Genomic DNA, 23,179 nt, shown 5'->3' on the forward strand with positions numbered 1-23,179 from the left:
TGTATGCGGTGCCCGGCGCATGCTGCAACAACTCAGGCGGATTCCTTCCCGGTGCCCGCGGCGGACGGAATCAGCAGCACCGGCAGCGTAGCCTGACGCACGCAGCGCTCGGCGACGCTGCCGAGAATCAGCCGCTGGAAGCCGCGCCGGCCATGCGTGCCCATCACGAGCAGATCGGCGCCGAATTCTTCCGCGGCCTTCAGCACGATATCCGACACATCGCCGAGCGATGACGCCTCGGAAACCGCCGGCTCGCCTCGCACGCCCTGGTCGGCCATGGCCTTCGAGAATTCCGCGCGAAGCTCCTGGCCTTCCTCGATCAGCCGGTTGCGCAGAATGGACGGATCGTAGCCGGGCGCCTCGAAATACATCGGCGTGTTTTCGACGACATAGAATGGCCGCAAAACCGCGCCATTGGATTTGGCCAGATCGAGCGCTGCTTCGAACGCACGGCGCGAGGTATTGCTGCCGTCGACCGCGACGAGAATGCGTGTGTACATATCGACTCCGCTTCTGAGAAATGCATTTGCCGCAACCGCTGTGCAACAAACGTTGCAGCGGCCGGGCTCCTCGGTCTTTTATACCAACGAAGCTTAGATGATTGCCGGAAAAGATGCACTCGACCAGGATGTAAATCAAACATTTGCCAAATTTTGCGGCTCAGTCGCTGTGCGACGAGCGTTGCGGCGGCAAGCGCGGGCGATCCCCGGGAAAATACAGGGCGCATAAGTTTTCTCAAGGCGTCACAGGGTTGGCCTTACAATCAGACCATATTCAGACAAGTAGCCCAGTCCGCTGATGAACGATCGTAAAACCAGGGGCTTGCCCGACCAGATTTACGGCGACATTCTCAATCGCATTCTCGAAGGCGAGTACAAGGAAGGCGAGAGATTGCCGACCGAGCATGCGCTCGCCGAGCGTTTCGCGACCTCGCGGCCGACGGTGCGCGAGGCGCTGGCGCGGCTGCGGGCGGACGGCATCATTACGACGCGGCATGGCTCGGGCACGACCGTCGCGCGGCGGCCCGATCCGGACGTGCGCCGCTTCGCGCCGCTCGAAACGCTGTCCGATATCCGCCGCTGCTACGAATTCCGCATCGTGACCGAGGCGGGCGCGGCCGCGCAGGCCGCGCTGAAGGCCGATGCCGAGGACATCGCGGCGATCGAGCAGGCGTGGGACGAACTGGAGCGCATCATCGAAGCCCAGGGGATCGGCGCGAAGGACGACTTCATGTTTCATGTGGCGGTCGCGCGCGCCTCGAAGAACCCGTTTTTCATCACGGTCATGTCGTTTATCGAGGAGCAGATCGTGTTCAGCATGAACCTGTCGCGCAATCTGTCGCTCGTGAAAACGGTGGAGCGGCAGCGGCTCGTGCAGGCCGAGCATATGGCCGTGCTCGATGCGATTCGCCGCAGGGACGCGGCTGCCGCCGAGGCGGCGATGCGCGCGCATCTCGAGAACGCTCTCGAACGGATGTTCGGTTCCTGAGTCGGCGCGCATGCCGCCGGATTGGGTGTCGCGGTGGTCAAGCCACAGCCGGGTTGTTGTCAGGCTGCGAATCGGTGCCACAAACCGGGCTTGGAGTCGGATCGAGAGTCGGGCTTGGAATCGGGCGGAGAGTCGGAGCCGTCGATCAGACGGCGATCAGGGCTGCAAACCGTGACCGTCAAACGGTGTCCATAAACCGGGCCGCGCTCGAATTCGCTTCAGCCGGCGATCAGGCTGCCGCCGCGACCGGTCCGAACAATGCGGTAAGGGTCTTTTCGCTCACTGCAACGTTGAGTGCCACGGCGCGCTCGACGCCGATCTGCATCGGCTCGCCGAGCCGGCTGATGTCGAGGCCGGCGCGGCGCAACATCCGTTCGATCGGTGTGGTTGTCACAGTGACGTAACGTGAGATGCCCATGCGCTGCGCGAAGCGCATGACTTCCTGGATCGCGCGGATCGTCATGTCCGTGAAGCCGAACGACTGTTCCTCGCCGCCGGTTTCGATCGCCCAGCGGCTCAATTCCCATATATGCCGGCCGACCGGCGCGGCCGCGCCGTGCAGCAGCTGCGGGAAGGTGTCCTTCAGCATATTGGGCCCTTCCGTCGGCATCAGGCGCCAACAGCCGCGCAACTGTTCGTTTTCTCCCTGAATCAGCATATAGTGCGGCCCGAGCGCATCGTAGCCGTCGATCTCCATGCCGGCGATGGTCGGGATTTCCCAGCCTAGCCGGCCGTGAAATACCCGGGCCCGCAGGCGGTACATCTCGTTGATGACCTCGTTGTCGAATTCCTGCCGCATTCCAATCCGGATCGTTGTCTGCATGACGTTCTCCTGAACGTGTTGGGGGTTACCAGTACGCAGGAAAACTTATGCATTTTGGGTCGTTCTGCCACCTACCTACCTGGATAGGTGTGGATGCTTATCGGGTCACGCAGAATTCGGACACGTATCCACACTCAACCTACAAGGCTCAAAAATGGAACTCCTCGATAGTCACTGGCAACCGCAAACCCATCTCCAGCCGCGCTCGGCGGACGTTTCCTCGGCAGTGGATCGCGTGCTGATCATTGCCTATCGCAAGAAGAAAAAGGAAAGCCAGCGCCGTTTCTGGGCTCGTTTCGGCGTCACGCAGTCGCGCGGCAGCCGCTTCGAGTCGGGCGCGGAGATTCCGGCACCGGTGTCGATTCTGCTGGGCCTGTATTTCATGAAGACGGTGTCCGACGCCGACCTCGGCCGCGCCGAACGCGTGATGTACAGCCGCGACGCCGCCGCGTTGCTCAACCCGGGTCAATAAGCCCGAGCTGCGCCGCAATCACGGCCGCCGCGCGCCGCGAATTCACACCGAATTTCGTCCTGATGTTCTTCATGTGGAAGTTCACCACGGCTTCCGAACAGTTCAGGATGTGGGATATCTCCCAGGTGGATTTGCCGCGCGCGGTCCATTTCAGGCATTCGCGCTCGCGCGGCGTGAGCTTGGGCAGCAACGTCTGGGCATGCGTATTCAGATGCCGCTGACTCGTGTCGATCACGAGATCGCGCAATAACACCAGGTTCGGCAGCACGGCGTTGAGATCGCGCCGGAATTCCTCGGATGGATTGCTGTCGTTGACGAAGCACATCATGCCGGCTTCCTGGTTCGGCCCATGAATCGGCAGCGACACACCGGAGCGCAGGCCGTACGAGCGAGCTTCCTCGTAAAGCGCCTGCTGCGCCGTGGTCGAGAAAAGGTCCGGCGTCCAGATCAGCGGCGCGACGCGCGACAGGCAATGCGCGACCGTCGGGTCGATATGAACCATTCCCGTATCGTCATACGTCTGCCGCCACGCGGGCGCGTAGGTGCTGCGCAGGTAGGCATCTTCCAGACGCATGGTGGGGCGCGGCAGCATGGCGATCAGAATCCTGTCGAAGCCCCACGTCTCGGCAAGGCCCGCGATCGCGCCGAACCATTCCGCCTCGTCGGCGGCGTCCAGTAGCGGAGCCATTTGCTCGATAAAATGTAGCGTCAATTTTGACTCTCTCAGGCTCGCAAACAACCTATTTGCGGTTAACGGCGGGCCGGTATTCCGCGTCCACCTGTTTTATCCACATAATCTAACACTAAAAGGTGAATTCTCGACGCGACGGAACCACAGCCATGGAACGGACAGTGCCCGTAGTGTCGCGAAAAAACATGCGTATTAAATTTTTAGACCATGCCGGGTTCATAGTCTATTGAAAATGCTCATTACGAAAAATAAAGAAATTTAATGCGTGTTATTGACAAAATTATTGCGGCTTCCTTTTGATTAATCGCAATTATCCAGCTTATTCGGGAGGCGGCTTAATTCGGCAGGGTTGCTGCTGTCCCGAAAAAGAGCCGCGATGACGCGCGAGGCGTCGCGCAGGCGCTATTGTCATACGAAATGGACAATTCGCACCTTGCCGTTGACATGGCTCGGACGGGAGACCGGCCTTGCTTCCGGCGGACCAGGTTGTTTGACATCGTCGCGATGCCGGTGCTACCGTCGAATCCCCCGTCCCGCCTGCCTGCGTGAACGATCATGAACGAAGCTCCGCTCCATGACAGCGAGTTCGCCGCGTCGGTGATGGCCGTGCCGCCGCTCGCGCGCCGCGCCGACTACACGCTCGACCCCGAACAGAATCTCGCGCTGATCCGCCATATCGAGGCCGGCGGTGTGCGTACGCTGCTGTACGGCGGCAACGCGAATCTCTATCACACCGCCGTCAGCGAATACCGTGAGCTGCTGGACCTGCTCGCCGATGCCGCGAGCCCCGCTACGCGCGTGATCCCGGCGATCGGCCCCGACTACGGCAAGATGCTCGATCAGGCGCGCATTCTCGCGCAAACGCGCTACCGGACCGCAATGGTGCTGCCGCCTGGCGGCTTCACGACCGCCGAGGGCGTCGAGACGGGACTCGCGCGGATCGCGGACACGGCGGCCATGCCGCTCACGGTCTACATCAAGAGCGAAAACTACGTGGACGTCGACGCGCTCGCGCGGCTCGTCGAGCGCGGTACGCTGTGCGCCATCAAATACGCGATCGTGCGCGACGATCCCGCGCACGATCCTTATCTGCAAAGGCTGCTGCGCAGCGTGCCGGCCGCGAAGATCATCTCGGGCATGGGCGAGCGGCCGGCGCTCGTGCATCTGCGCGAGTTCGGCCTTGCCGCATGGACCACCGGTTCCGGCTGCATCGCGCCGCGCATGGTGATGGCGCTGCTACAGGCGGCGCGTCATGAGTGTGGCAACGAACGGAGCAACGAGCGACGTCATGAGCGAAGCAGCGAGCGGAATAACGAACGAAGCAACGAGCGAAGCAATGAACGCAGCAACGGCGGCGACCCCGCGCAACCTCTGTACGACGCGTTTCTGCCGCTCGAAACGCTGCGCGACGAAATCTCGTTGATCCGCGTGCTGCACGACGCGGTCACGTTGTCGGGCATCGCGAACATGGGGCCGCTTCTGCCGCTGCTCAGTTCGACGCCGCCCGGGCATCATGCGAAGATCGCGCAGGCCGCGCACATGCTGCTTGCGCGCGAGCGCGAATTCGCGCACACCCACCCGAATCTTTCTCACACTCAGGTATCCGCATGACCGACAACAGCCGCCGCTATCCCGATGCTTCCATCCGCGTGTTCGACCCGCGCTTCAAGTCGCTGATTGTCACGGCGGCGTCGGTCGAGTGTCTGTATCAGGGCGCGCGCTGGTCGGAAGGGCCCGTGTGGTTCGGCGACGGCCGCTATCTGCTGTGGAGCGACATCCCCAACGACCGCATCCTGCGCTGGGACGAAACGACCGGCGCCGTCAGCACGTTCCGGCAATCGTCGAATAACGCGAACGGCCATACGCGCGACCGCGAGGGGCGTCTCGTCAGTTGCGAGCATCTGACGCGGCGCGTCACGCGTACCGAATACGACGGCTCGATCACCGTGCTCGCCGACCGCTATCAGGGCAAGCGTCTCAATTCGCCGAACGACGTGGTCGTGAAGTCCGACGGCTCGATCTGGTTCACCGATCCGACCTTCGGCATCGACAGCTTCTACGAAGGCGAAAAGCAGGCCTCGGAGTTGCCCGCGTGCGTGTATCGGATCGACGGCCAGTCGGGCGAAGTGTCGGTCGTCGCCGACGACGTGCTCGGCCCGAACGGCCTCGCGTTTTCGCCGGACGAGTCGCTGCTGTACGTGGTCGAATCGCGCGGCGAGCCGCGCAAGATCCGCGCGTTCGACGTCGACGCGAGCGGCAAGGGCGCGGCGCTGTCGAACAATCGCGTGCTGATCGACGCGGGTCCGGGTACGCCCGATGGTTTTCGCGTCGACGTGCACGGCAACCTGTGGTGCGGCTGGGGCATGGGCAACGACGAACTCGACGGCGTGCGCGTGTTCACCGCGCAAGGCGAGCCGCTCGGCCATATCGCGTTGCCGGAGCGCTGCGCGAACGTATGCTTCGGCGGGCGGCATCGCAATCGCCTCTTCATGGCGGCGAGCCACGGCTTGTACTCGCTGTATGTGAATACGCAGGGCGTTCGCGGCGGTTGAGCGCGCGGCAATTCGCGAGCCCGATGCAGGCGTTTCGCGCGTAGCGGACGAGCGGCAAAAGAGGGAAGCGCGGAAAGCGCGGAAAGCGCGGAAAGCGCGGAAAGCGCGGCGCCAAGGCGGAGACACCGAGGCATGACGAAATCCTGGAGCAGACGTTGACGAAAAGAAAATCCCCCGAGGAGTTGCGCAGCCATCGCTGGTATGGCGTGAACGATCTGCGCTCGTTCGGACATCGCTCGCGCACCGCGCAGATGGGCTACAACCGCGACGAATACGCGGGCAAACCGGTCATCGCGATTCTCAATACGTGGAGCGAGATCAACGCGTGCCATACGCATTTCAGGCAGCGCGTCGAGGAAGTGAAGCGCGGCATCTGGCAGGCCGGCGGCTTTCCGATAGAGCTGCCGGTGCAGACGCTCTCCGAGCCGTTCCAGAAGCCCACCACGATGCTGTACCGCAACTTCCTCGCGATGGAAGCCGAGGAGACGCTGCGCTCATATCCCGTCGACGGCGTCGTGCTGATGGGCGGCTGCGACAAGACCACGCCCGCGCTGCTGATGGGCGCGATCTCGATGGACCTGCCCGCGATCTTTCTTCCCGCCGGCCCGATGCTGCGCGGCAGCTGGAACGGCGTGACGCTCGGCTCGGGCTCCGACTCCTGGAAGTACTGGGCCGAGCTGCGCGCGGGCACGATCACGCCGGAGGACTGGCAGGGCGTCGAAGGCGGCATCGCGCGCTCGCCAGGCCACTGCATGACGATGGGCACCGCATCGACGATGACGAGCTCGGCCGAAGCGCTCGGCTTCACGCTGCCCGGCTTCGCCTCGATTCCGGCGCCCGATTCGCGTCACGCGCAAATGGCCGCGCACACTGGCATGCGCATCGTCGAGATGGTGTGGGAGGACCTGAAGCCCTCGGACCTGCTCACGGCCGGCTCGATCGATAACGCGGTGACCACCTGCGTCGCGCTGTCCGGCTCGACCAATGCGGTCGTCCATATGATCGCGGTGGCGCGGCGCGCGGGTATCGGGTTGACGCTCGATCGCTTCGACGAGATCGCGCGCCGCACGCCGGTGCTCGCGAATATCCGGCCGACCGGCGCCTATCTGATGGAAGACTTTTTCTATGCGGGCGGTTTGCGCGCGTTGCTTGCGGAACTCGGCGAACTGATCGATGGCTCGCAGAAAACGGTGAACGGCCGCACGCTCGGCGAGAACCTCGCCGACGCACGCATTTTCAACGACGACGTGATTCGCCGCCGCGCCAATCCGCTGCTGCGGGACAGCAGTCTCGCGGTGCTGCGCGGCAATCTCGCGCCCGACGGCGCCGTCATCAAGCCGGGCGCGGCCGAGCCGCATCTGCTCGCGCATACCGGGCGCGCGGTCGTGTTCAGCGACTACAACGACATGGCCGCGCGCATCGACGACGATGCGCTCGATATCGACGAGACCTGTGTGATCGTGCTGCAGCATGCGGGACCGGTCGGCGCGGGCATGCCCGAGTGGGGCCAGTTGCCGATTCCGCGCAAGCTGTTGCAAAAGGGCGTGCGCGACATGGTGCGTATTTCGGACGCGCGCATGAGCGGCACGAGCTATGGCGCGTGCGTGCTGCACGTGGCGCCGGAGTCGTTCGTCGGCGGGCCGCTCGCGCTCGTGCAGAGCGGCGATCTGATCGAACTCGACGTGCCGCGGCGCAAGCTCGACGTGCTCGTGTCCGACGACGAACTCGCGCGCCGCAAGGCCGCGTGGGTCAAGCCCGAGCCGCGTTTCGCGCGTGGCTACGGCGCGCTGCATCAGACCCATGTGTTGCAGGCCGACCGCGGCTGCGACTTCGATTTTCTGCAACGCGGCGGCGCGCAGGACCCCGCGGCCGGTGCCACCGGCGAGGGCCGCGCGGGCGAGCCGGAGATTCACTGAGGCGCGTGTCGATATGCCACGGATACTCCACGGATAGGCCACGCGATACCTGCGCCGCCTCCGCACGCGAAACGCCAGGGCGCGAGATATTGAAACGCCGCGTGCTTGCCTGTTGATTGATTAAGCGGAATAAACGCGGCAATTCAAACGCGAGCCCGTGTTGCAATACGGGCTCGTCGCTTATTTCAGCCGGTGTAATTCGATCACGCGCGTGGGCCGCAAATGATTGAGCGCGTAATGAATGCGGCCACGCTCCTGACGTTGCCCGACGGGGCGTGGATCATCGTATTGATGGTCCGCCGAATAGGCGCCCTGCGGTGCGGTCATGCCCTTGTCGATGACCGCATAGCCCGGTTCGAGCGCAAGCAGCAGATGATTGCCGCCGGGCCGGCTGTCGAAGCCGGCCATGCCGTCGAGCGCCTCGGGCACGCTGTTCGCGAGCGTCGCATTGCTCGTGATGATCTCGTCCGGCGAGATCGGACTGTGGCCCGCGATGCGCGCGGCTTCGAGGTTCTTGCCGTCGGTGTCGACGGTGCTGTCGTGCGTGCGCTCGTTGTGCAGATCCGTCGATTTCGGGTCCTTCACAGCGGGTTTCGTGCCGGCGTTTTCCGGCCTGGTGATCGCGCTGTTCATCGTGCATTCTCCTGCAGAGGATAGGGTGGAAAGCAGCAAAAGCCGTTCCGGGTGACACGGCGCCTCGGCGCTGAACTCGCGATGCGCATGCCCTGTACTTTCATGCGCCGGAGGTTGTCTCGCGCGATCGAATGGCGATGGCGTCCGTGGTTCTTTTCGATTTTTTTAATGAACGCCTATTTTCTACAGAGTATGATCGTACTCCGGCGTGCCGTGTACGGTGGCACTGACGCCGCGTTCCGGCTGTTCCAGCATGGCCGGAAATAACTAACAACAAAATGGCCGCGCGACTGAATACATACATGTTACGGGGCTGTCATGGGCGGGTGACACATGCACTTCGATGCTGCATTTACACATCGCGGCTATCTGTTGAATTGCGAACCGGCACGCACGGGCGACGGAAGCTGGCAACCGTATGTGGTGATCTCGCGCTCGAGCGACGGCGAACTGGTCGCCAACCGTTTCTTTCCCATCGAACTCCGCTTCCCCGACGAAGCCGGCGCCATCGCGCATGCCCGCGACTGGGCGGTGCGCTGGATCGACGCGAGCAGCATGACGATCTGAATGGCGCGACCGCGCTGTGCAAGCCGTATCGCGCGGGCCGCGTTAAAACGCGGTAATCTTTGCGGATAACCACTTCGAACCGTGCTTGCCGCACGGCGCTGTCTTTATGTCCAACGTGCCCACCCAGAACTGGGGTCTCGAACAGATCGTCGCCGACCTGCGCGCCTCGCGCGAACAATTGCATCGCACGCGGCATCCGCTCGGCATTCGCGAACTGCCGTCGCGCGACGCGATCGTCAATATCGTGGCCGGCCTGCGCGCGGCGCTGTTTCCCACGCATTACGGCGCGCCCGATCTGACCGACGAAACCGTCGACTACTACGTCGGCCATACGCTCGAAAGCACCTTGCGTTTGCTTGCCGCGCAGATTCGCCGCGCGCTGCGCTTTCTGCCCGAGTTCGGCGAGACGCCGGACGCCGAGTTGCAGGAGCGCGCATTCGCCGTGGCGCGCGAATTCGCAACGCAATTACCGGGCATTCGTGCACTGCTCGTCAGCGACATTCAGGCAGCTTTTACCGGTGACCCCGCCGCACAGCACATCACCGAGATCCTGCTCTGCTATCCGGGCGTATGGGCGATGACGCATCACCGCCTCGCGCATGCGCTGCATCGGCTTGGTGTGCCGCTGCTCGCGCGCTTTATCAACGAGATCGCGCACTCGGCCACCGGCATCGATATTCATCCGGGCGCGACGATCGGGCCGAGCTTCTTTATCGACCACGGCACGGGCGTCGTGATCGGCGAGACCGCGATCATCGGCGAGCGCGTGCGCGTGTATCAGGCGGTGACGCTCGGCGCGAAGAGCTTCGCCGCCGATGAGAGCGGCGCGCTGGTCAAGGGCAACGCGCGGCATCCGATCGTCGAGGACGACGTCGTGATCTACGCGGGCGCGACGATCCTCGGACGCGTGACGATCGGGCGCGGCTCGGTGATCGGCGGCAACGTGTGGCTGACGCATAGCGTGCCGCCGGGCAGCAGCGTGTCGCAAGGCAAGGTGCGCGAAGGCGAGCGCGGTGACGAAGGGCGGCAGTGACGCGTGCGAGGTGGGGTGCGCGCGGTGGGGCGCGAAGTTTGCGCGACTCGCGGCGCGCGTGCCGTGCAGAGTGCGAAGAACGGCGAGTGCCGATGCACGATCGCGCGCGTGCGCATGTGCAGCACGGGGCATGACTTCCGCATGAGCCCCGCGTGAGCGGCCTGTAGCGACCCGCTCACCCCACCCGCCAATGCCGCAGCCACGGCAGCCCATGCGCGCCATGCAGCAGCACATGATCGCCGATCAACCACGCCGCGGCCCACGACGCCGCCACCACGATCAGATCGCAGTGCCCGCTATTCCATAGATTCAACGAATGCCGTCCGGCGATCCACGGTACGCCGAGCGGATTCGGCCAGTCGGCGAGCAGATGCATGAGCCCGCCACACGCGAAACCGAACGCCGGCGCGGCATAGAGCGAATGCCCGAGCGAGCGGTACGACAGCACGAGCAACGCGAGCCATGCGAGGCCCCAATGCGTGAGCGTGCGATGCGTGATCCACAGACGCCGCGCGCGCGACCACCATGCGACTTCGAGCCAGTCCGGCGCGGTGCCGCCGGCCACGCCGGCGATAAAACTCAGCAGCACGCCCGGATGAAGCAGGCCGCCGCTGCCGCGCGCGACGATCGCCGCCGCGATGACGCCCGCCGCAAAACCGGTTGCATGATGTGCCTTGCTGGATGCCATCGAAACTCGCGACACGAACGCCGCGCCAAAAAACATAGGGCGGCTATGTTCGCAGATGAGCGCATAAAAAAATAGCCGATGCGCGAGATAAAAATTCGCGCATCGGCCTCGCGTTCACGCCGCTTATAACGCTGACGGCATGAGCGATCGATGCAAACCTCAGGTCGCGCAGCGCGCGATGTCGAAGCGCAGTTCCTCTTCGGGCGGATCGTTCGGCGCATTCGCGGGACGCATCACCTTGATGACAGTATTGCCGTTGAGCGGCGTCAGCGTAATGAAGTAGGAGTTGTTCGAATCCGCGCCGACCGCGAGTTCGGTGGAGTCGCCCGCCTGCGAGGTGCGCACGCGTGACAGACGATCCTGCAGGCAGGTGGCGATGGATGTAGCCGTGCGTGGCGACGACACATAGACGAGCGGCGCGGACGCATCGCGCGCGGGACCGCTCGACGAGCCGCAGGCGGCGAGAGTGGCGGTGATGGCAACAGCGGGGGCAAGCAGAAGAAGTCTTTTCATGATCCGATCGTCGGCGTTCCCGGTCGTGCATGGGAAGATGAGGCGCGGGCGAAGCGCGCTGCGGTGACGCGCAATGCAATGCTTCGCGACGAAGCCGCGATACACCGTCACGGCGGCGCGGCGGTGTATCGTGGCCGGAGCAGTATACCCACCGCACGCGGGCAGCGTCACTATGCGCGTTCGTTTGTCGATGCGCGCATGAGCGTGTTCAGCGCAACGACGGCGGATCGTAAGGCCCATGAAAAAACCCGCGGCGCGATCGTATCGCGCGCGGGCCGAAGCGCGGCTCGGGTGGATGAACCCGCGCCGCGCGTACTGCGTGGAAGATGGCAAGCGAAGCCGCAGTCACCGCGAGGCGCACGGCCCGGAAGCGGTACCTGCAAGCTGTGCTGCCTGGAGGCGTTGATTAGAAGCGGTGACGCAGACCGACGGCCGCCGCAACCTGATTGCCCGTCGACGACGGCGCGAGCGTGTTGATCGACGCGACGTTCGTGCCGAAGTTGCCGAGTTCGCCCGACGCATGCTGATACACGCCTTCGACATATACGTCGGTGCGGCGGCTCAGCGAGTAGTCGCCTTGCAGCGAGACCGTGTGCCACTTCGGATCGCCCGAGCCGTTCGAGCCCGTCATCTTGCCGTCGGTGAACGTGTACGAAGCCGCGAGGCTCAGTGCCGGCGTCAGCGAGTAACGGCCGTTCACTTCGTAGTTGTCCAGATGCAGGTTGGTGCCCGCGATGCCCGGCAGCGTCGCGCCGCCGACGTTCACGCCGGTGATGCCGTCGAGTTGCGTATGCGTATAGACAAAGCCCGCGGTGGCCGGGCCGTACGTATAGTTGATGCCCGCGCCAAACGTGCGTTGCAGTTCGGCCGCGACTGCCGCGGTGCCGTCGCCTTGCGACACGGCGCCGTTCAGGTTCGCGCTGCCCGAGTTGTTCAGTTGCAGATAGGCGGCTGCGAAGCTGAGCGGGCCGTTATCGTACGAAGCGCCTGCGCTCCATGCGCGATTGTTCGCGAATTCGCCGGCTGCATTGCTGAAGCCGTACAGGCCGCCGAACTTCAGGCCCGCATAGTTCGCGCTCGTGTACTTCACGGCATTCTTGATCGAGAACGAGCTGGCGAGATTGTCGTTGTCGAACGGGTGGGCCGCGAGATTGTTGCCGAAGCCCGCGCCCGCTTCGGACAGCGGCGCCAGATAGTCGCTCACCGAATCGTACTGACGGCCGAGCGTCAACGTGCCGAACTGGTCGCTTTTCAGGCCGACGAACGCCTGGCGATTGAACATCGTGCCGTTCTCTGCGTTCCGCCCGTTGTTCAGGTTGAAGCCGTTTTCCAACGTGAAGATCGCGTGCAGACCGCCGCCGAGGTCTTCGCTGCCGCGCAGGCCGAAGTACGTGTTCGACAGCGAGCTGCTGCCTTGCTGCCAGTTGGTGTGGCCGCCCTGGTTGTTCGAGTAGACGAGGCCCGCGTCGAGCGAGCCATATATCGTGACGCTGCTTTGTGCGTGTGCGGTGACGGCGAAGGTGCCGACCAGACCTGCGGCAATGAGGGTTCTTTTCATCTAGGGATCACTCCGGGATAGGGCATGGACAATCGGATTCCAGTGCGCTGACTGGCGATTCGTGACGAAGTGTAATTGCCGTTATGCGGATATTTAATTCCGCGTACTACAACAATTAATTCTCAAATTGGAGATAGTGGGAATTGATCGCCTAAGTACAGGGCGGAAAAAGAAAAATAATCTTTGCAATTAATGGACAGAGGGCTTGTCAAGCCGCTTGACGTTGCCTGGCGGCGACGGCTTACGGCCTGTCAGGCAGACTGGAGCGCGCCGCGCACCGACTTCATGACGGGAGATTCGCACTGTTTTTTGCAATGCAGTCTTCCGGTGGTGACGTTAAATCGTCAGAGCCGGCCACTTATAATCGTGAAAGACCCCTATGACCAAGGGTGTCTTTTTCATTTTTACACGCGGCCTTCGGGTCGCGTTTTTTTATGGGCTTTTAAATCCGGGTTATACATTGCCGCAAACTGGCGGAATGCGTTATTCCGGTCGGCGCGTGGCGCGGCAGGGCTTGTCCGTTCGTCAGAGTCGGGAGGGCGGCGTGGGCGGGGCGGGTAGAATCGCGGGTTCGATATGTTTTTCGCCCCTCGCGAACGTGAGTGAACCTGTAATGACCGACACGCCCCTTTCCTCGTCCGATGCGGATGCCGATCCGAATGCCGATGCCCGCGCGGAAGATTCGTCCGGGCTCGACGACAGCGTGCACGAAGAGCGTCTGTGGCGCGATAACGGCTGGACCGCGCGCATCATCAAGAATGAAGACGACGAAGGCTGGGCCGTCGAAATGATCAAGGACGGCGAAGCGGAGCCCGCGCTCGTCGGACCCTGGACGATGGGCCGCAACAAGAAGGACCCGAAGCCGCTCGACGTTTCGGCGTTCAACACGCTCGTGAAAACCGCCTCGGAAGTGCTGCGCCGTCATGAACAGCAATTGCGCGCGCAACTGCATAAGGCGGTGCGCGTGCCGAGCGCGGACGGCAACGACGAACTCGACATCACGCTCGACATCGTTCCCGACGAAGACGAGCCGTATGCCTTGCTGAGCGCGCTCGATCCCTTCGGCGAGCAGCTCGCGCAAGTGCAGGTCGCGCTCAACTTCAAGCTCAACAAGGCGAGCGCCGCGGCGTGGGTCGAAAACGGCTTTCGCCGGCCGAACTAGACCACCTGTCAGTTCCGCTTGCAGAAAATCGCGGTGATGAACGGCGCGACGCGGTGCACGATCGCCGTGCTGCCGGCATCCGCCAGTGCGCTTTTCACCTTGTCTTCGCTGGCGAACACGACCGCGCCATACGCCGACTGCGCAAGCGGTTCGCCGTCGCCGGTACGGAATATCGGATCGTCCTTTTCGAATCCCACCACCGCGAAGACGCGAAAGCCGAACGCGGTCAGATCGGCATGGGGTACCGGCGAAAACGCGTTGATCGAATTGCTTTCGACATGCGTCGGCTTCGGGTTGATCAGTTGCTGCCCGATCAGATCGGCAATGAACTGATGGCCGCTTTCGTTGCAGGCGAGCGGCGCGTCGAGCGCAACGGCCAGCGCGGGCAGCGGCAGCGCGGCGGCCGCGCTGAACAGCAGGGTGGCAAGAAAACGGTTCATGAGGGTCATGAGCTTGAGCGGCAATCCGGGTTCGCTGTCGTGGTTTTGCAACGGCCGATGGCCTCGCGTGCAGGCCCGCGAGGCCTTGTGTATCAAGGTGATCGGGCGTGACAGGCGCAACAGGATTCGCACTTTATCGCGATTCGGTGAATCCCGCTGCGTGACCGACACACCCCTGTCATCGTCGGATCGAAGAGAAACGTACGGGAAGAAAGCAATCTTTTGTGAACCCGTATATATTTGCAGATTATGACTTCGAAAGCTCCGCCTCCATTAAACGTTCCAGCGCCCCGCACATGGGACGCCCGGCTCGCACGCCGGCTCGTGACACCGCTAGTCGATACCTGGGTCACTCCTAATCACCTGACCACGCTGCGCCTTCTGATCGGCGTGGCGGGCGCGCTGTGTCTCGCCCGCGGCGGTTTTTCGTCGGCCAATGCGGGCGCATTGCTGATTGTGCTCTCCAATTTTGTCGATCATACGGATGGCGAGCTTGCGCGTATTGGCGGCAAGTCGAGCCGTATCGGTCATTTTTACGATCTTGCCTGCGACGCGCTTGTCACCGTGATGCTGTTCGTCGGCATGGGCATCGGTGTCGGCGGCACGCAGATCGGCGGCCTGAAACTCGCGCCCGGCGTGCTGGGCGCGGTAGCCGGCATTGCGGTCGCGCTGATCTTCTTCCTGCGCATGCGCATCGAGGAAATGGCCGGCAAGGCCGGCACGAAGCAGGCGTCGGTGGGCGGCTTTGAAACCGAAGACGTGCTGTACCTGCTACCTATCGTCACGCTGACGAACGTCGTGACGCCGTTCGTCGTGGTGGCGTCGATCGGCGCGCCGCTGTTCGCCGTCTGGGTCGTGATCGATTATGTGCGCGTGTCGCGCCGCAGCGCCCGGCTGGCAGCCGGCGCCGCCAAAGCCTCCGAAACCAGTCAACTTTGGACCAGCAAATGAGTATCCACGCCGAAGACGACGTGATCGCATCCCCCGTGGCAACCGCCTCTGTCGCAGCATCTGCCGCGCCCGCACCGGACGCGGACCGCGCGGTCGCAAGTCGCACCCGCACGTTCGACAATCCGCGTCTGCGCAAAGACTTCGCGGCACAGGGTGCGTTTCTTTATCTGGACGACTTTCTCGCGCCGGAAGCCACCGCGCAGCTGGTTCACAGCGCGCGCGCCCTGCTCGATAACGTGAACCGCAGCTATCTGCCGGGTCACAAGCAGGGCGGCAGCGTGAGCCGCCATATGATCGACCGTCTTGCGCCGTTTATCGCCGAACTGTATCGCTCGAAAGAGCTGATCGGCTGGCTCGAGCAGGTGAGCGGCGACAAGCTGCAGGTTTCTCCCGCCGACGATCCGCATGCCTACGCGCTCTATTACTACACGCGGCCGGGCGACCATATCGGCTGGCATTACGATACTTCGTACTACGACGGACGCCGTTACACGCTGCTGCTCGGCGTGATCGACGAATCGTCGTGCCGGCTCGAATACGAGCTGCACACGCGCAATCCCGACGTGCCCGACGTGCCGGGCGCGGTGCAGATTCCGCCGGGCGGCCTCGTGTTTTTCGACGGCGACAAGCTGCGCCATCGCATCACGCCGGCCGGCGCCGAAGAAATGCGCGTGTCGCTTACGTTCGAATATGTCACGGACCCCAACATGCGGCCGTGGCGCCGTTTCGTCTCGAACATGAAAGACGCGATTGCGTACTTCGGTTTCCGCCAGGTGTTCCGTCAGATGGTCTCGCGGGGCAAGGGCGCTGCATGAGTCGCGTGGCGCTGCTTCTGCTGTCGATCGGCACGGCGCTGTTCGTCGGCCTGCTCGCGTGGCAGGGCTTCGGCTCGGTGGCTTCGACCTTGCTGGCGGCCGGCTGGGGGCTCGTGGTCGTCGCGGCGTTCCATCTCGTGCCGCTCGTGCTCGATGCCGGCGCGATCTCGGTGCTGCTTCGGCGCAGCGGCGCCGCGCGCGAGAACACCGCTTACGATCTCTCGCTGCGCGATGCGCTGTTCGCACGCTGGATCGGCGAATCGGTCAATAGCCTGCTGCCGGCCGGGCAGATCGGCGGTCCGGTCGTGATGGTGCGGCAACTGTCGCAGCGCGGCATGCTGCTGCGCGACGCGGCCGCCGCGATCACCGTCAGCACGACCTGGCAGGCGCTCGCACAAATCGTTTTCGCGCTCGGCGGCCTAGCGTTGTTCGGCGCATATGCGGCGCACGGCGCGCTGCACGACCTGCGCATGGCCACGCTGATCGCCACGGCCGTGCTCGGCGCGCTGATCGCCGGTTTCTACTATGCGCAGCGGCGCGGCCTGTTCGGCCGGCTGCTCGGCATGGTGTCGAAGGTGTTCGGCAAGCGCGACTGGTCCTCGCTGATGACGCGCGCCGAAGCCGTCGACGCCGCCGTGCAGTCGCTCTATCGCGAGCGCGGCCGGGTGGCGGCGAGCTTTGCGCTGAGCCTGGTCGGCTGGGTCGTCGGTACGGTCGAGGTATGGCTCGCGCTGCGTTTTCTCGGCCATCCGGTCGGCTGGATCGATGCGCTGCTGCTCGAAAGCATCGGCCAGGCGATTCGCGGCGCGGCCTTTATGATTCCGGGCTCGCTCGGCGTGCAGGAGGGGGGGTATCTGCTGCTCGCGCCGCTCGTTGGCCTGCCGCCCGACGCGGCGCTGGCGCTTTCGCTCGCCAAGCGCGCGCGTGAAATCCTGCTCGGCTTGCCGGGTCTGCTGGTTTTGCACTTCAGCGAAAGAAGCTGGCAACGGCGGCGCGCCACGCGGCGCGTGCCGGTTGCCGATTGATCTCCGTATTTTTTCAAAGGACCGCGCATGCGCGCCATCATTCTCGCCGCAGGCCTCGGCCTGCGTCTTCAGCAGCCGCCACAGGCCCAGTTTCCGAAGTGCCTGCTGCAGTTCGACGGCATGAGCCTGCTCGAGCGGCATCTGCAAATGCTCGAAACCGCCGGGGTGACCGACGTCGTGCTGGCGCTCGGCTTTCAACCGGAATCGGTGCAGGCGGAACTCGCGCGCATCGGCTGGCCGCATCGGGTCGAGACCGTGCTGAACCCGCGCTTCGATCTCGGCAGCGTGCTGACCGTGCATACCGTGGCCGATGCGCTGACGCGCGGTGGCGACGTGCTGCTGATGGACGCCGACGTGCTCTACGACGAACGCATCCTGAGCGCGCTGGTGGCCGGTGAATCGGTCAACCGTCTGTTGATCGACCGCGATTTCGAGGCGGGCGACGAGCCCGTCAAGCTGTGTCTGAAAGACGGCGTGCCGGTCGAATTGCGCAAGCAGCTGGCGGTCAATCTCGAGTACGACACGATCGGCGAATCGGTCGGCTTCTTCCGCTTCCGCGAAGAAACCGCGCGCCGCTTTACGCAGATTGTGGCGGGTTATATCGACAGCGGCCGCGCCAACATGCCTCACGAAGAAGCGGTGCGCGACCTGCTGCTCGAACGCAGCCAGGTGTTCGATACCGCCGACGTGACCGGCGCGCCGTGGATCGAAATCGACTTCCCGAACGACGTCGCGCGCGCGGCCAACGAGATCCTCCCGCAGTTGCAGCCGCTCGTTAGCGCGTCGCGCTAAGCCGTAGCGGGGAACCGGGAGCGGGGCATTGGACGGGACACGCGGCGCGTTCCGCCGCCGCCCCGCATCCCACGCGGTAGCCCTTAACTGTCTAATCTCGACACGGAGACACCGAGCCCGGTGCAATACCGGCACGGCGTCGTCCGCACCGCTGTGCGTGGCGAAAATTCCTTCGCACAACAACATGGGTTGCCGCCGCGATGCCATAATCGCTGCTTTAAATCGTCGGCCTAGCCGCCTGCCGCCACGCCCATGCTGCTCGCCTTAGGCCCCTTCATCGTTCCGCTGATCGTTGCGTGCGCGATGTTCATGGAAAACGTGGACGGCACGGTCATTGTGACGTCGCTGCCGGTTCTGGCGCGCGACCTCGGCCACGATCCCATCACCCTGAAGCTTGCGGTCACCTCGTATGTAATCGGGCTGGGCGTCTTTATTCCGATCTGCGGCTGGGTGGCCGACCGCTTCGGTTCGCGTACCGTGTTCCGCACGGCCATCGGTATCTTTATCACCGGCTCGCTGCTGTGCGCGGTCTCCACCTCGCTCGATACCTTCGTTGCCGCGCGCTTCGTGCAGGGCATTGGCGGCGCGCTGATGGTTCCGGTGGGGCGCATCATTATTTTCCGTTCGCTGCCGAAGTCCGAGTTTATTCGCGCGATGAACTATCTGGCGGTGCCGGCGCTGCTCGGGCCGGTAGTGGGGCCGCCGCTCGGCGGCTTTATCACGACGTATCTGCATTGGCGGCTGATCTTCGTCATCAACGTGCCGATCGGTCTGCTCGGCATCTGGCTGACCAATAAATACATCGAGAATACGCACGAGCCGCATCCCGGACGGCTCGACTGGATCGGTTTCGTGCTGTCGGCGAGCGGCGCGTCGCTGTTTATGCTCGGGCTTTCGCTCGTGGGCGGCGAACTCGTCTCGGGTAGCGCATCGTTCGGCATGTGCATGACCGGTATCGCGCTGCTGCTGGCCTATGTGCTGTACGCGGGCCGTGTCGAGTTGCCGGTGCTCGATCTGCGCCTGCTGCGCATTCCGAGCTTTCATGCGAGCGTGATCGGCGGTTCGTTGTTTCGTATCGGCTTGGGCGCCGTGCCGTTTCTATTGCCGCTCGCGTTGCAGGAAGGGCTTGGCATGACCGCGTTCAGAGCCGGTGCGATCACGTGCGCGTCCGCGTTCGGCTCGATCTTTATGAAGACGCTAGCGACGCGCATTCTCGGGCACTACGGCTTTCGTACCGTGCTGATGGTCAATGCCGCCTGCGCGGGTGTTGCGATCGCCGCATATGGGCTGTTTTTTCCAGGTACGCCGCACTGGCTGATCTGGTGCATCGTGCTGGTGGGCGGCTTTTTTCCGTCGCTGCAATTTACGTCGCTCAATACGCTCGCCTATGCGGATATTCCGGGCAGCGATATCGGCCGCGCCACGAGCGTGGCGAGCGTGATCCAGCAGATGTCGCTCGGGCTCGGCGTGACGATCTCGGGTATCGTGCTGCAGATTTCGCATTACGTGCAGGGCCATCCCAAGATCGTGTTCTCCGATTTCTGGCCGGCGTTTGTGGTTGTCGGCCTGTTCTCGTTCCTGTCGATTCCGATTACGGCGCGTCTTCCGCACGATGCGGGCGACGAAATTGCTCGCGGGAGCACGTGAGCGTGTGAGCACAATTCGCGGCGCTTGTAGTGCGCGCTTGCTCTATTTGTGCCGATCGTTTTACGCCTCGCGTTCGCGGCATCGGCTGCGCCGTTTTACCGTTCCCCAGCTTCGATTGCTTTGCTTCTATCCAGCCGATTCGCACTTCGCCAGTGCCAGTGCGATTGCGGCGGCACGTATCAAGCCACGTTCATCCCATTGCGCTTGAGTGCCTTTTTCAAGGCTTTTTATGCGGCAGTACGCCGAGGCATACGGCATATAGCGGTTTAGCAAAACCTTGCTGCGCATGTTATAAGCCCAAGGTAGCCCGATTCGTCATACGGATAAAACCGTCGTTTACGGAGATCGCAATGAAGTCGTTTCGCAGCGCCAAAGCTTCGCTTAGCGTTTCGGCCAGCGGTTTTGCGCTGGTTACGCTTCTGTCTGTTGCCACTGGTTTTCTCGAAGCGACGCCCGCGCTTGCCAAGGCGCCCGCGACAACGCAGCCCGCCGTGCTGAGCGGCTCGGCGATTGCCGTGCCCGATAACTACAGCGCCGATGCCGCCGAGCAGATTTTCAGGCAAGGCGGTAATGCGGTCGACGCGGCCGTTGCGATCGCCTTTACGCTTGCGGTCACGTTTCCGGATGCGGGCAATATCGGCGGCGGCGGTTTTATGACGTTGTATATGGACGGCAAGCCTTACTTTCTCGACTATCGCGAGCGCGCGCCGCTTGCCGCGACCACAAACATGTATCTCGACGACAAGGGCGAGGTCATCAAGGATATGAGCCTTATCGGCTATCGCGCGGTGGGCGTGCCCGGCACCGTCGAAGGCATGTGGGAAGCGCAGCGCCGCTTCGGCAAGCTCCAGTGGAAGCAGGTGCTTGCGCCGGCCATTCACTATGCGCGCGACGGCTTCGAAGTCAGCCAGCCACTACAGCAGCGGCGCGACGAAGCGGAGAAAAACTTCGCGGGCAAGACCAATTTCGATACGTATTTCGGCGGTTTGAAACAGGGCGCCCACTTCAGGCAGCCCGATCTGGCCGCGGTGTTGCAGCGTATTGCCGATCAGGGCGCGAAGGATTTCTATTCGGGCAAGACCGCCGATCTGATCGCAGCCTCGATGCGCGGTCACGGTCTGATTACGAAGGCCGATCTCGAACAATACAAGGCCGTATGGCGTGAGCCGGTGCAGGCCGATTGGAACGGCTATCGTGTGATTACCGCGCCGCCGCCGAGTTCGGGCGGCGTCGGTCTCGTGCAGCTGTTGAAGATGAAGGCCGATCTCGCGCCCGACTTCAAGGGCGTGCCGCTCAATTCCGCGCAGTATGTGCATCTGATCGCGGAGATCGAGAAGCGCGTGTTTGCGGATCGTGCGCAGTATCTCGGCGATCCCGACTTCTATCAGGTGCCGGTCGCGCAGTTGATCGACGATGCGTATCTCGCGAAGCGTGCGGCCGAGGTCAATCCCGTTACGCCTTCGGATACGGCGAGCATTCAGCCGGGCCTCGGCACGTCGATGCCGGAGAAGTCCGAGACCACGCACTATTCGGTGGTCGACAAATGGGGCAATGCGGTTTCGAATACGTATACGCTCAACGGCGCGTTTGGCTCGGGTGTCGTGGTGGATCGCGCCGGTATCGCGCTCAACGACGAGATGGACGACTTTTCCTCGAAGCCCGGCGTCGCGAATGCATTTGGCGTGGTGGGCGCCGATGCGAATGCGATCGAGCCGAAAAAGCGGCCGCTATCGTCGATGGACCCGACGATCCTGACGAAAGATGGCAAGGTCGCGCTCGTCATCGGCACGCCGGGTGGCTCGCGTATCTTTACGTCGATCTTCCAGGTCATCAACAATATCTACGACTACGATATGCCGCTGCCCGATGCGGTTGCCGCGATGCGTTTCCATCATCAGCTATTGCCAGCGAATACGATTTTCTGGGAGCCGTATAAGCCGATCGAGGGCGAACTCGCGAAGCAGATCGAAGCGAAGGGCTATACGCTGGAAGGACAGGATTTTGTCGGCGATATTCAGGTGATCCAGGTCAATGGCAATAGGCCGGAAGCGGCGACTGATCCGCGCGGGCGAGGGGTGGCGCGGGTGGTTCAGTAGAGGGTGTTGGGGGTTGCGGTTTGCCTATTCCTGGTCGACTTCGGGCCACAAGCGTGGGAATAGAAAGCGAAGGCTTTTTAGTGGGAGTCCAAAGGAAAGATCACCGCGATGCGAAGGCGAATCGAGCAGACCGATATCGAGTAGGGAGCGCGTAATCCGGCGCGCCAGAACATCGCTTACGCCGAGCATCTGATTGAATTCCGCGCGCGCGACTGCGCGGCGCGTCGCCACGAATTCCATAGCCAGTGCTGATGCTTCCGGTTTGATAACCGATTTTTCCGAACCGATCATCCATGGATTGGAATCGAAATATCGCAATAGATCGTGCAGGCGATCCGCAATGCCGTCGAATCCGGTCATGCGGACCATAAAGCTGACCTGGTCCAGGCAACAGTCCAGAAAGAACTGGGCGAACTGCACCAGGCCTTCCTGAGAGAGTGTGCCCCGGCCATCGAGATCATTACGGCGCCGCTGATCGGCCTCGCTTAATCTGACATAGTACTGCTCATGTTCTCGCGCAAGGCCGCGAAGCGGGGACCATAAACCGTGCGTCAAATCGGCTGCACGCAGGGCGAGATGCGAATGCAGGCGCGCGACCCGGCCGTTGCCGTCCGCAAACGGGTGAATCCATGCCAACCGATGATGCGAGCAGGCAATGCCGATCAACTGGTAATCCTTGATTCGTATGCGCGCATATCGAGTGGACCAGGCATCGAGTAGCGGCTCGATCATTTCGGGCTCCGGCGCCAGATGCCGGCCTACCGTGACACCCGCCTGGCGAAGCTTGCCGGGTTCAATCGGCTCGCCCTCGCTGGTAAAGCGCTCGTCGACCGGCAGATAGGAAAAGAACCGGTTGTGAATGGCGGCAAGCCGTGCGGGTTCGAACAGGGCGGATACCCCGAGCGAAAACCACTCTTCTTCAAGCGTGGTTTCCGTTGCGATATGCGCCAGCGCAAGGCGCTGTTTTTTGCGTTCGGCCATATCGGCGGAATAGTTCCGCTTGAGCGCGGCCTCGATTCGGGCAGGCGTGGTGTGCTGGCCTTCGATCTTGTTTGTGTAGTACGAATTCATTGCCCGCAATTGCGGCACGAGCGCAGCGGCAAGTGGCGTTCCGCTTACGGCAAGCAGCTTTTGTGACGAATCGACGAGTTCGGCGGTGCGTTCGAGCAGCGGATCGAGTACGCGCTCCTCGGGAAACAATGGTTCGAATGAAACGACGGTCGTCATAACAGACAATACGGTTCTATGTAGGGTTTAATGTCCTCGATTATATATCGCAACTAATTGGTTTATAAGGGTTAATTTATTTTTATGTAG

The 23,179-nt window shown here is 62.8% G+C and carries 23 protein-coding genes; 14 read left to right on the forward strand and 9 right to left on the reverse strand.

The genetic code is table 11. From position 1 onward, the window contains the following. Positions 1–32: 32 nt before the first annotated feature. Complete coding sequence (locus F3J20_RS03420; protein ID WP_167044732.1) at positions 33–500, reverse strand: universal stress protein; 468 nt, start codon at positions 498–500, stop codon at positions 33–35. 298 nt (positions 501–798) lie between these two features. Here F3J20_RS03420 and F3J20_RS03425 point away from each other — a divergent pair, with 298 nt between their 5' ends. After that, positions 799–1,488 (forward strand): FCD domain-containing protein, encoded by a 690-nt coding sequence (locus tag F3J20_RS03425; protein WP_167281918.1) that lies wholly within the window; start codon positions 799–801, stop codon positions 1,486–1,488. Positions 1,489–1,717: 229 nt separating this feature from the next. On the opposite strand, the gene F3J20_RS03430 is transcribed toward F3J20_RS03425, so the two are convergent. Further along, complete coding sequence (locus tag F3J20_RS03430; protein ID WP_167044726.1) at positions 1,718–2,311, reverse strand: acyl-homoserine-lactone synthase; 594 nt, start codon at positions 2,309–2,311, stop codon at positions 1,718–1,720. 154 nt (positions 2,312–2,465) lie between these two features. On the opposite strand from F3J20_RS03430, the gene F3J20_RS03435 reads away from it, so the two are divergent. After that, positions 2,466–2,783: an XRE family transcriptional regulator gene (locus F3J20_RS03435; RefSeq protein ID WP_167044723.1), complete on the forward strand. Its 318-nt coding sequence runs from the start codon at positions 2,466–2,468 to the stop codon at positions 2,781–2,783. Here the strand turns inward: F3J20_RS03435 and F3J20_RS03440 are convergent. Beyond that, positions 2,767–3,471, reverse strand: a complete 705-nt coding sequence (locus tag F3J20_RS03440; RefSeq protein ID WP_167044721.1) for a LuxR family transcriptional regulator — start codon at positions 3,469–3,471, stop codon at positions 2,767–2,769. The two genes, F3J20_RS03435 and F3J20_RS03440, sit on opposite strands and share 17 nt — an antisense overlap. A 558-nt stretch (positions 3,472–4,029) precedes the next feature. On the opposite strand from F3J20_RS03440, the gene F3J20_RS03445 reads away from it, so the two are divergent. The 3 genes from F3J20_RS03445 (at position 4,030) to araD (ending at position 7,942) form a co-directional block, all read left to right on the forward strand. Then, entirely contained in the window at positions 4,030–5,085 is a 1,056-nt protein-coding gene (locus tag F3J20_RS03445; protein ID WP_167281920.1) for a dihydrodipicolinate synthase family protein, read from the forward strand. After that, positions 5,082–6,026 carry an SMP-30/gluconolactonase/LRE family protein gene (locus F3J20_RS03450; protein WP_167044715.1) on the forward strand — a complete coding sequence of 315 codons (945 nt, stop codon included), beginning with the start codon at positions 5,082–5,084 and terminating at the stop codon, positions 6,024–6,026. The genes F3J20_RS03445 and F3J20_RS03450 overlap by 4 nt, the downstream gene beginning before the upstream one ends. A 155-nt stretch (positions 6,027–6,181) precedes the next feature. Continuing rightward, a complete protein-coding gene (gene araD, locus F3J20_RS03455; protein ID WP_167281922.1) occupies positions 6,182–7,942 on the forward strand; it encodes an L-arabinonate dehydratase in 1,761 nt (586 codons plus the stop codon). Between the two features lie 180 nt (positions 7,943–8,122). Here the strand turns inward: araD and F3J20_RS03460 are convergent, their stop codons facing one another. Beyond that, positions 8,123–8,575 carry a DUF3005 domain-containing protein gene (locus F3J20_RS03460; protein ID WP_167281923.1) on the reverse strand — a complete coding sequence of 151 codons (453 nt, stop codon included), beginning with the start codon at positions 8,573–8,575 and terminating at the stop codon, positions 8,123–8,125. 333 nt (positions 8,576–8,908) lie between these two features. Between F3J20_RS03460 and F3J20_RS03465 the strand changes: the two genes are divergently transcribed. Together F3J20_RS03465 and epsC are read left to right on the forward strand one after the other, a co-directional pair. Continuing rightward, positions 8,909–9,142 carry a hypothetical protein gene (locus F3J20_RS03465; protein WP_167044705.1) on the forward strand — a complete coding sequence of 78 codons (234 nt, stop codon included), beginning with the start codon at positions 8,909–8,911 and terminating at the stop codon, positions 9,140–9,142. Positions 9,143–9,248: 106 nt separating this feature from the next. Continuing rightward, on the forward strand, positions 9,249–10,175 hold the full coding sequence (gene epsC / locus F3J20_RS03470; RefSeq protein ID WP_167281925.1) for a serine O-acetyltransferase EpsC: 927 nt from the start codon (positions 9,249–9,251) through the stop codon (positions 10,173–10,175). 175 nt (positions 10,176–10,350) lie between these two features. Here epsC and F3J20_RS03475 read toward each other — a convergent pair whose 3' ends face one another. The 3 genes from F3J20_RS03475 to F3J20_RS03485 form a co-directional block, all read right to left on the reverse strand. Further along, complete coding sequence (locus F3J20_RS03475) at positions 10,351–10,863, reverse strand: metal-dependent hydrolase (protein ID WP_167044700.1); 513 nt, start codon at positions 10,861–10,863, stop codon at positions 10,351–10,353. A gap of 159 nt (positions 10,864–11,022) precedes the next feature. Further along, positions 11,023–11,376: a hypothetical protein gene (locus tag F3J20_RS03480; RefSeq protein ID WP_167044699.1), complete on the reverse strand. Its 354-nt coding sequence runs from the start codon at positions 11,374–11,376 to the stop codon at positions 11,023–11,025. A gap of 406 nt (positions 11,377–11,782) precedes the next feature. After that, entirely contained in the window at positions 11,783–12,934 is a 1,152-nt protein-coding gene (locus tag F3J20_RS03485) for a porin (RefSeq protein WP_167044696.1), read from the reverse strand. Positions 12,935–13,547: 613 nt separating this feature from the next. Here F3J20_RS03485 and F3J20_RS03490 point away from each other — a divergent pair. Further along, positions 13,548–14,096 carry a hypothetical protein gene (locus F3J20_RS03490; protein ID WP_167281927.1) on the forward strand — a complete coding sequence of 183 codons (549 nt, stop codon included), beginning with the start codon at positions 13,548–13,550 and terminating at the stop codon, positions 14,094–14,096. A gap of 8 nt (positions 14,097–14,104) precedes the next feature. Here the strand turns inward: F3J20_RS03490 and F3J20_RS03495 are convergent, their stop codons facing one another. Then, positions 14,105–14,536: a hypothetical protein gene (locus tag F3J20_RS03495; RefSeq protein ID WP_167282055.1), complete on the reverse strand. Its 432-nt coding sequence runs from the start codon at positions 14,534–14,536 to the stop codon at positions 14,105–14,107. A 249-nt stretch (positions 14,537–14,785) separates the two neighbouring features. Between F3J20_RS03495 and F3J20_RS03500 the strand changes: the two genes are divergently transcribed. The 6 genes from F3J20_RS03500 (at position 14,786) to ggt (ending at position 21,862) form a co-directional block, all read left to right on the forward strand. Then, positions 14,786–15,487, forward strand: coding sequence for a CDP-alcohol phosphatidyltransferase family protein (locus tag F3J20_RS03500; protein ID WP_167281929.1), 702 nt, complete (start codon positions 14,786–14,788; stop codon positions 15,485–15,487). Further along, complete coding sequence (locus tag F3J20_RS03505; protein WP_167044685.1) at positions 15,484–16,302, forward strand: 2OG-Fe(II) oxygenase family protein; 819 nt, start codon at positions 15,484–15,486, stop codon at positions 16,300–16,302. Before F3J20_RS03500 ends, F3J20_RS03505 begins: the two co-directional genes overlap by 4 nt. Further along, the gene (locus F3J20_RS03510) at positions 16,299–17,327 is read left to right on the forward strand and encodes a lysylphosphatidylglycerol synthase domain-containing protein (RefSeq protein ID WP_167281931.1); all 1,029 of its coding nucleotides are present in this window, start codon (positions 16,299–16,301) and stop codon (positions 17,325–17,327) included. The genes F3J20_RS03505 and F3J20_RS03510 overlap by 4 nt, the downstream gene beginning before the upstream one ends. A gap of 27 nt (positions 17,328–17,354) precedes the next feature. Next, positions 17,355–18,119 (forward strand): phosphocholine cytidylyltransferase family protein, encoded by a 765-nt coding sequence (locus F3J20_RS03515; RefSeq protein ID WP_167044679.1) that lies wholly within the window; start codon positions 17,355–17,357, stop codon positions 18,117–18,119. Positions 18,120–18,371: 252 nt separating this feature from the next. Continuing rightward, a complete protein-coding gene (locus F3J20_RS03520) occupies positions 18,372–19,766 on the forward strand; it encodes an MFS transporter (protein ID WP_167281933.1) in 1,395 nt (464 codons plus the stop codon). A 350-nt stretch (positions 19,767–20,116) separates the two neighbouring features. Beyond that, complete coding sequence (ggt, locus tag F3J20_RS03525) at positions 20,117–21,862, forward strand: gamma-glutamyltransferase (protein WP_167281935.1); 1,746 nt, start codon at positions 20,117–20,119, stop codon at positions 21,860–21,862. Between the two features lie 24 nt (positions 21,863–21,886). Here the strand turns inward: ggt and F3J20_RS03530 are convergent, their stop codons facing one another. Continuing rightward, positions 21,887–23,089 carry a Fic family protein gene (locus tag F3J20_RS03530; protein WP_167281937.1) on the reverse strand — a complete coding sequence of 401 codons (1,203 nt, stop codon included), beginning with the start codon at positions 23,087–23,089 and terminating at the stop codon, positions 21,887–21,889. Between the last annotated feature and the right edge of the window lie 90 nt (positions 23,090–23,179).

Origin of the sequence: Paraburkholderia sp. Cy-641, from assembly GCF_011752945.1 — a bacterium.
Classification (GTDB): domain Bacteria; phylum Pseudomonadota; class Gammaproteobacteria; order Burkholderiales; family Burkholderiaceae; genus Paraburkholderia.

Coding starts and splice junctions, on each gene's coding strand:
- epsC (WP_167281925.1), top strand. CDS start 9,249: ATGTCCAACGTGCCCACCCAGAACTGGGGTCTCGAACAGATCGTCGCC.
- F3J20_RS03475 (WP_167044700.1), bottom strand. CDS start 10,863: ATGGCATCCAGCAAGGCACATCATGCAACCGGTTTTGCGGCGGGCGTC.
- F3J20_RS03490 (WP_167281927.1), top strand. CDS start 13,548: ATGACCGACACGCCCCTTTCCTCGTCCGATGCGGATGCCGATCCGAAT.
- F3J20_RS03430 (WP_167044726.1), bottom strand. CDS start 2,311: ATGCAGACAACGATCCGGATTGGAATGCGGCAGGAATTCGACAACGAG.
- F3J20_RS03520 (WP_167281933.1), top strand. CDS start 18,372: ATGCTGCTCGCCTTAGGCCCCTTCATCGTTCCGCTGATCGTTGCGTGC.
- F3J20_RS03505 (WP_167044685.1), top strand. CDS start 15,484: ATGAGTATCCACGCCGAAGACGACGTGATCGCATCCCCCGTGGCAACC.
- F3J20_RS03425 (WP_167281918.1), top strand. CDS start 799: ATGAACGATCGTAAAACCAGGGGCTTGCCCGACCAGATTTACGGCGAC.
- ggt (WP_167281935.1), top strand. CDS start 20,117: ATGAAGTCGTTTCGCAGCGCCAAAGCTTCGCTTAGCGTTTCGGCCAGC.
- F3J20_RS03515 (WP_167044679.1), top strand. CDS start 17,355: ATGCGCGCCATCATTCTCGCCGCAGGCCTCGGCCTGCGTCTTCAGCAG.
- F3J20_RS03450 (WP_167044715.1), top strand. CDS start 5,082: ATGACCGACAACAGCCGCCGCTATCCCGATGCTTCCATCCGCGTGTTC.
- F3J20_RS03495 (WP_167282055.1), bottom strand. CDS start 14,536: ATGAACCGTTTTCTTGCCACCCTGCTGTTCAGCGCGGCCGCCGCGCTG.
- F3J20_RS03440 (WP_167044721.1), bottom strand. CDS start 3,471: ATGGCTCCGCTACTGGACGCCGCCGACGAGGCGGAATGGTTCGGCGCG.
- F3J20_RS03460 (WP_167281923.1), bottom strand. CDS start 8,575: ATGAACAGCGCGATCACCAGGCCGGAAAACGCCGGCACGAAACCCGCT.
- F3J20_RS03420 (WP_167044732.1), bottom strand. CDS start 500: ATGTACACACGCATTCTCGTCGCGGTCGACGGCAGCAATACCTCGCGC.
- F3J20_RS03485 (WP_167044696.1), bottom strand. CDS start 12,934: ATGAAAAGAACCCTCATTGCCGCAGGTCTGGTCGGCACCTTCGCCGTC.
- F3J20_RS03435 (WP_167044723.1), top strand. CDS start 2,466: ATGGAACTCCTCGATAGTCACTGGCAACCGCAAACCCATCTCCAGCCG.
- F3J20_RS03530 (WP_167281937.1), bottom strand. CDS start 23,089: ATGACGACCGTCGTTTCATTCGAACCATTGTTTCCCGAGGAGCGCGTA.
- F3J20_RS03510 (WP_167281931.1), top strand. CDS start 16,299: ATGAGTCGCGTGGCGCTGCTTCTGCTGTCGATCGGCACGGCGCTGTTC.
- F3J20_RS03500 (WP_167281929.1), top strand. CDS start 14,786: ATGACTTCGAAAGCTCCGCCTCCATTAAACGTTCCAGCGCCCCGCACA.
- F3J20_RS03445 (WP_167281920.1), top strand. CDS start 4,030: ATGAACGAAGCTCCGCTCCATGACAGCGAGTTCGCCGCGTCGGTGATG.
- F3J20_RS03480 (WP_167044699.1), bottom strand. CDS start 11,376: ATGAAAAGACTTCTTCTGCTTGCCCCCGCTGTTGCCATCACCGCCACT.
- F3J20_RS03465 (WP_167044705.1), top strand. CDS start 8,909: ATGCACTTCGATGCTGCATTTACACATCGCGGCTATCTGTTGAATTGC.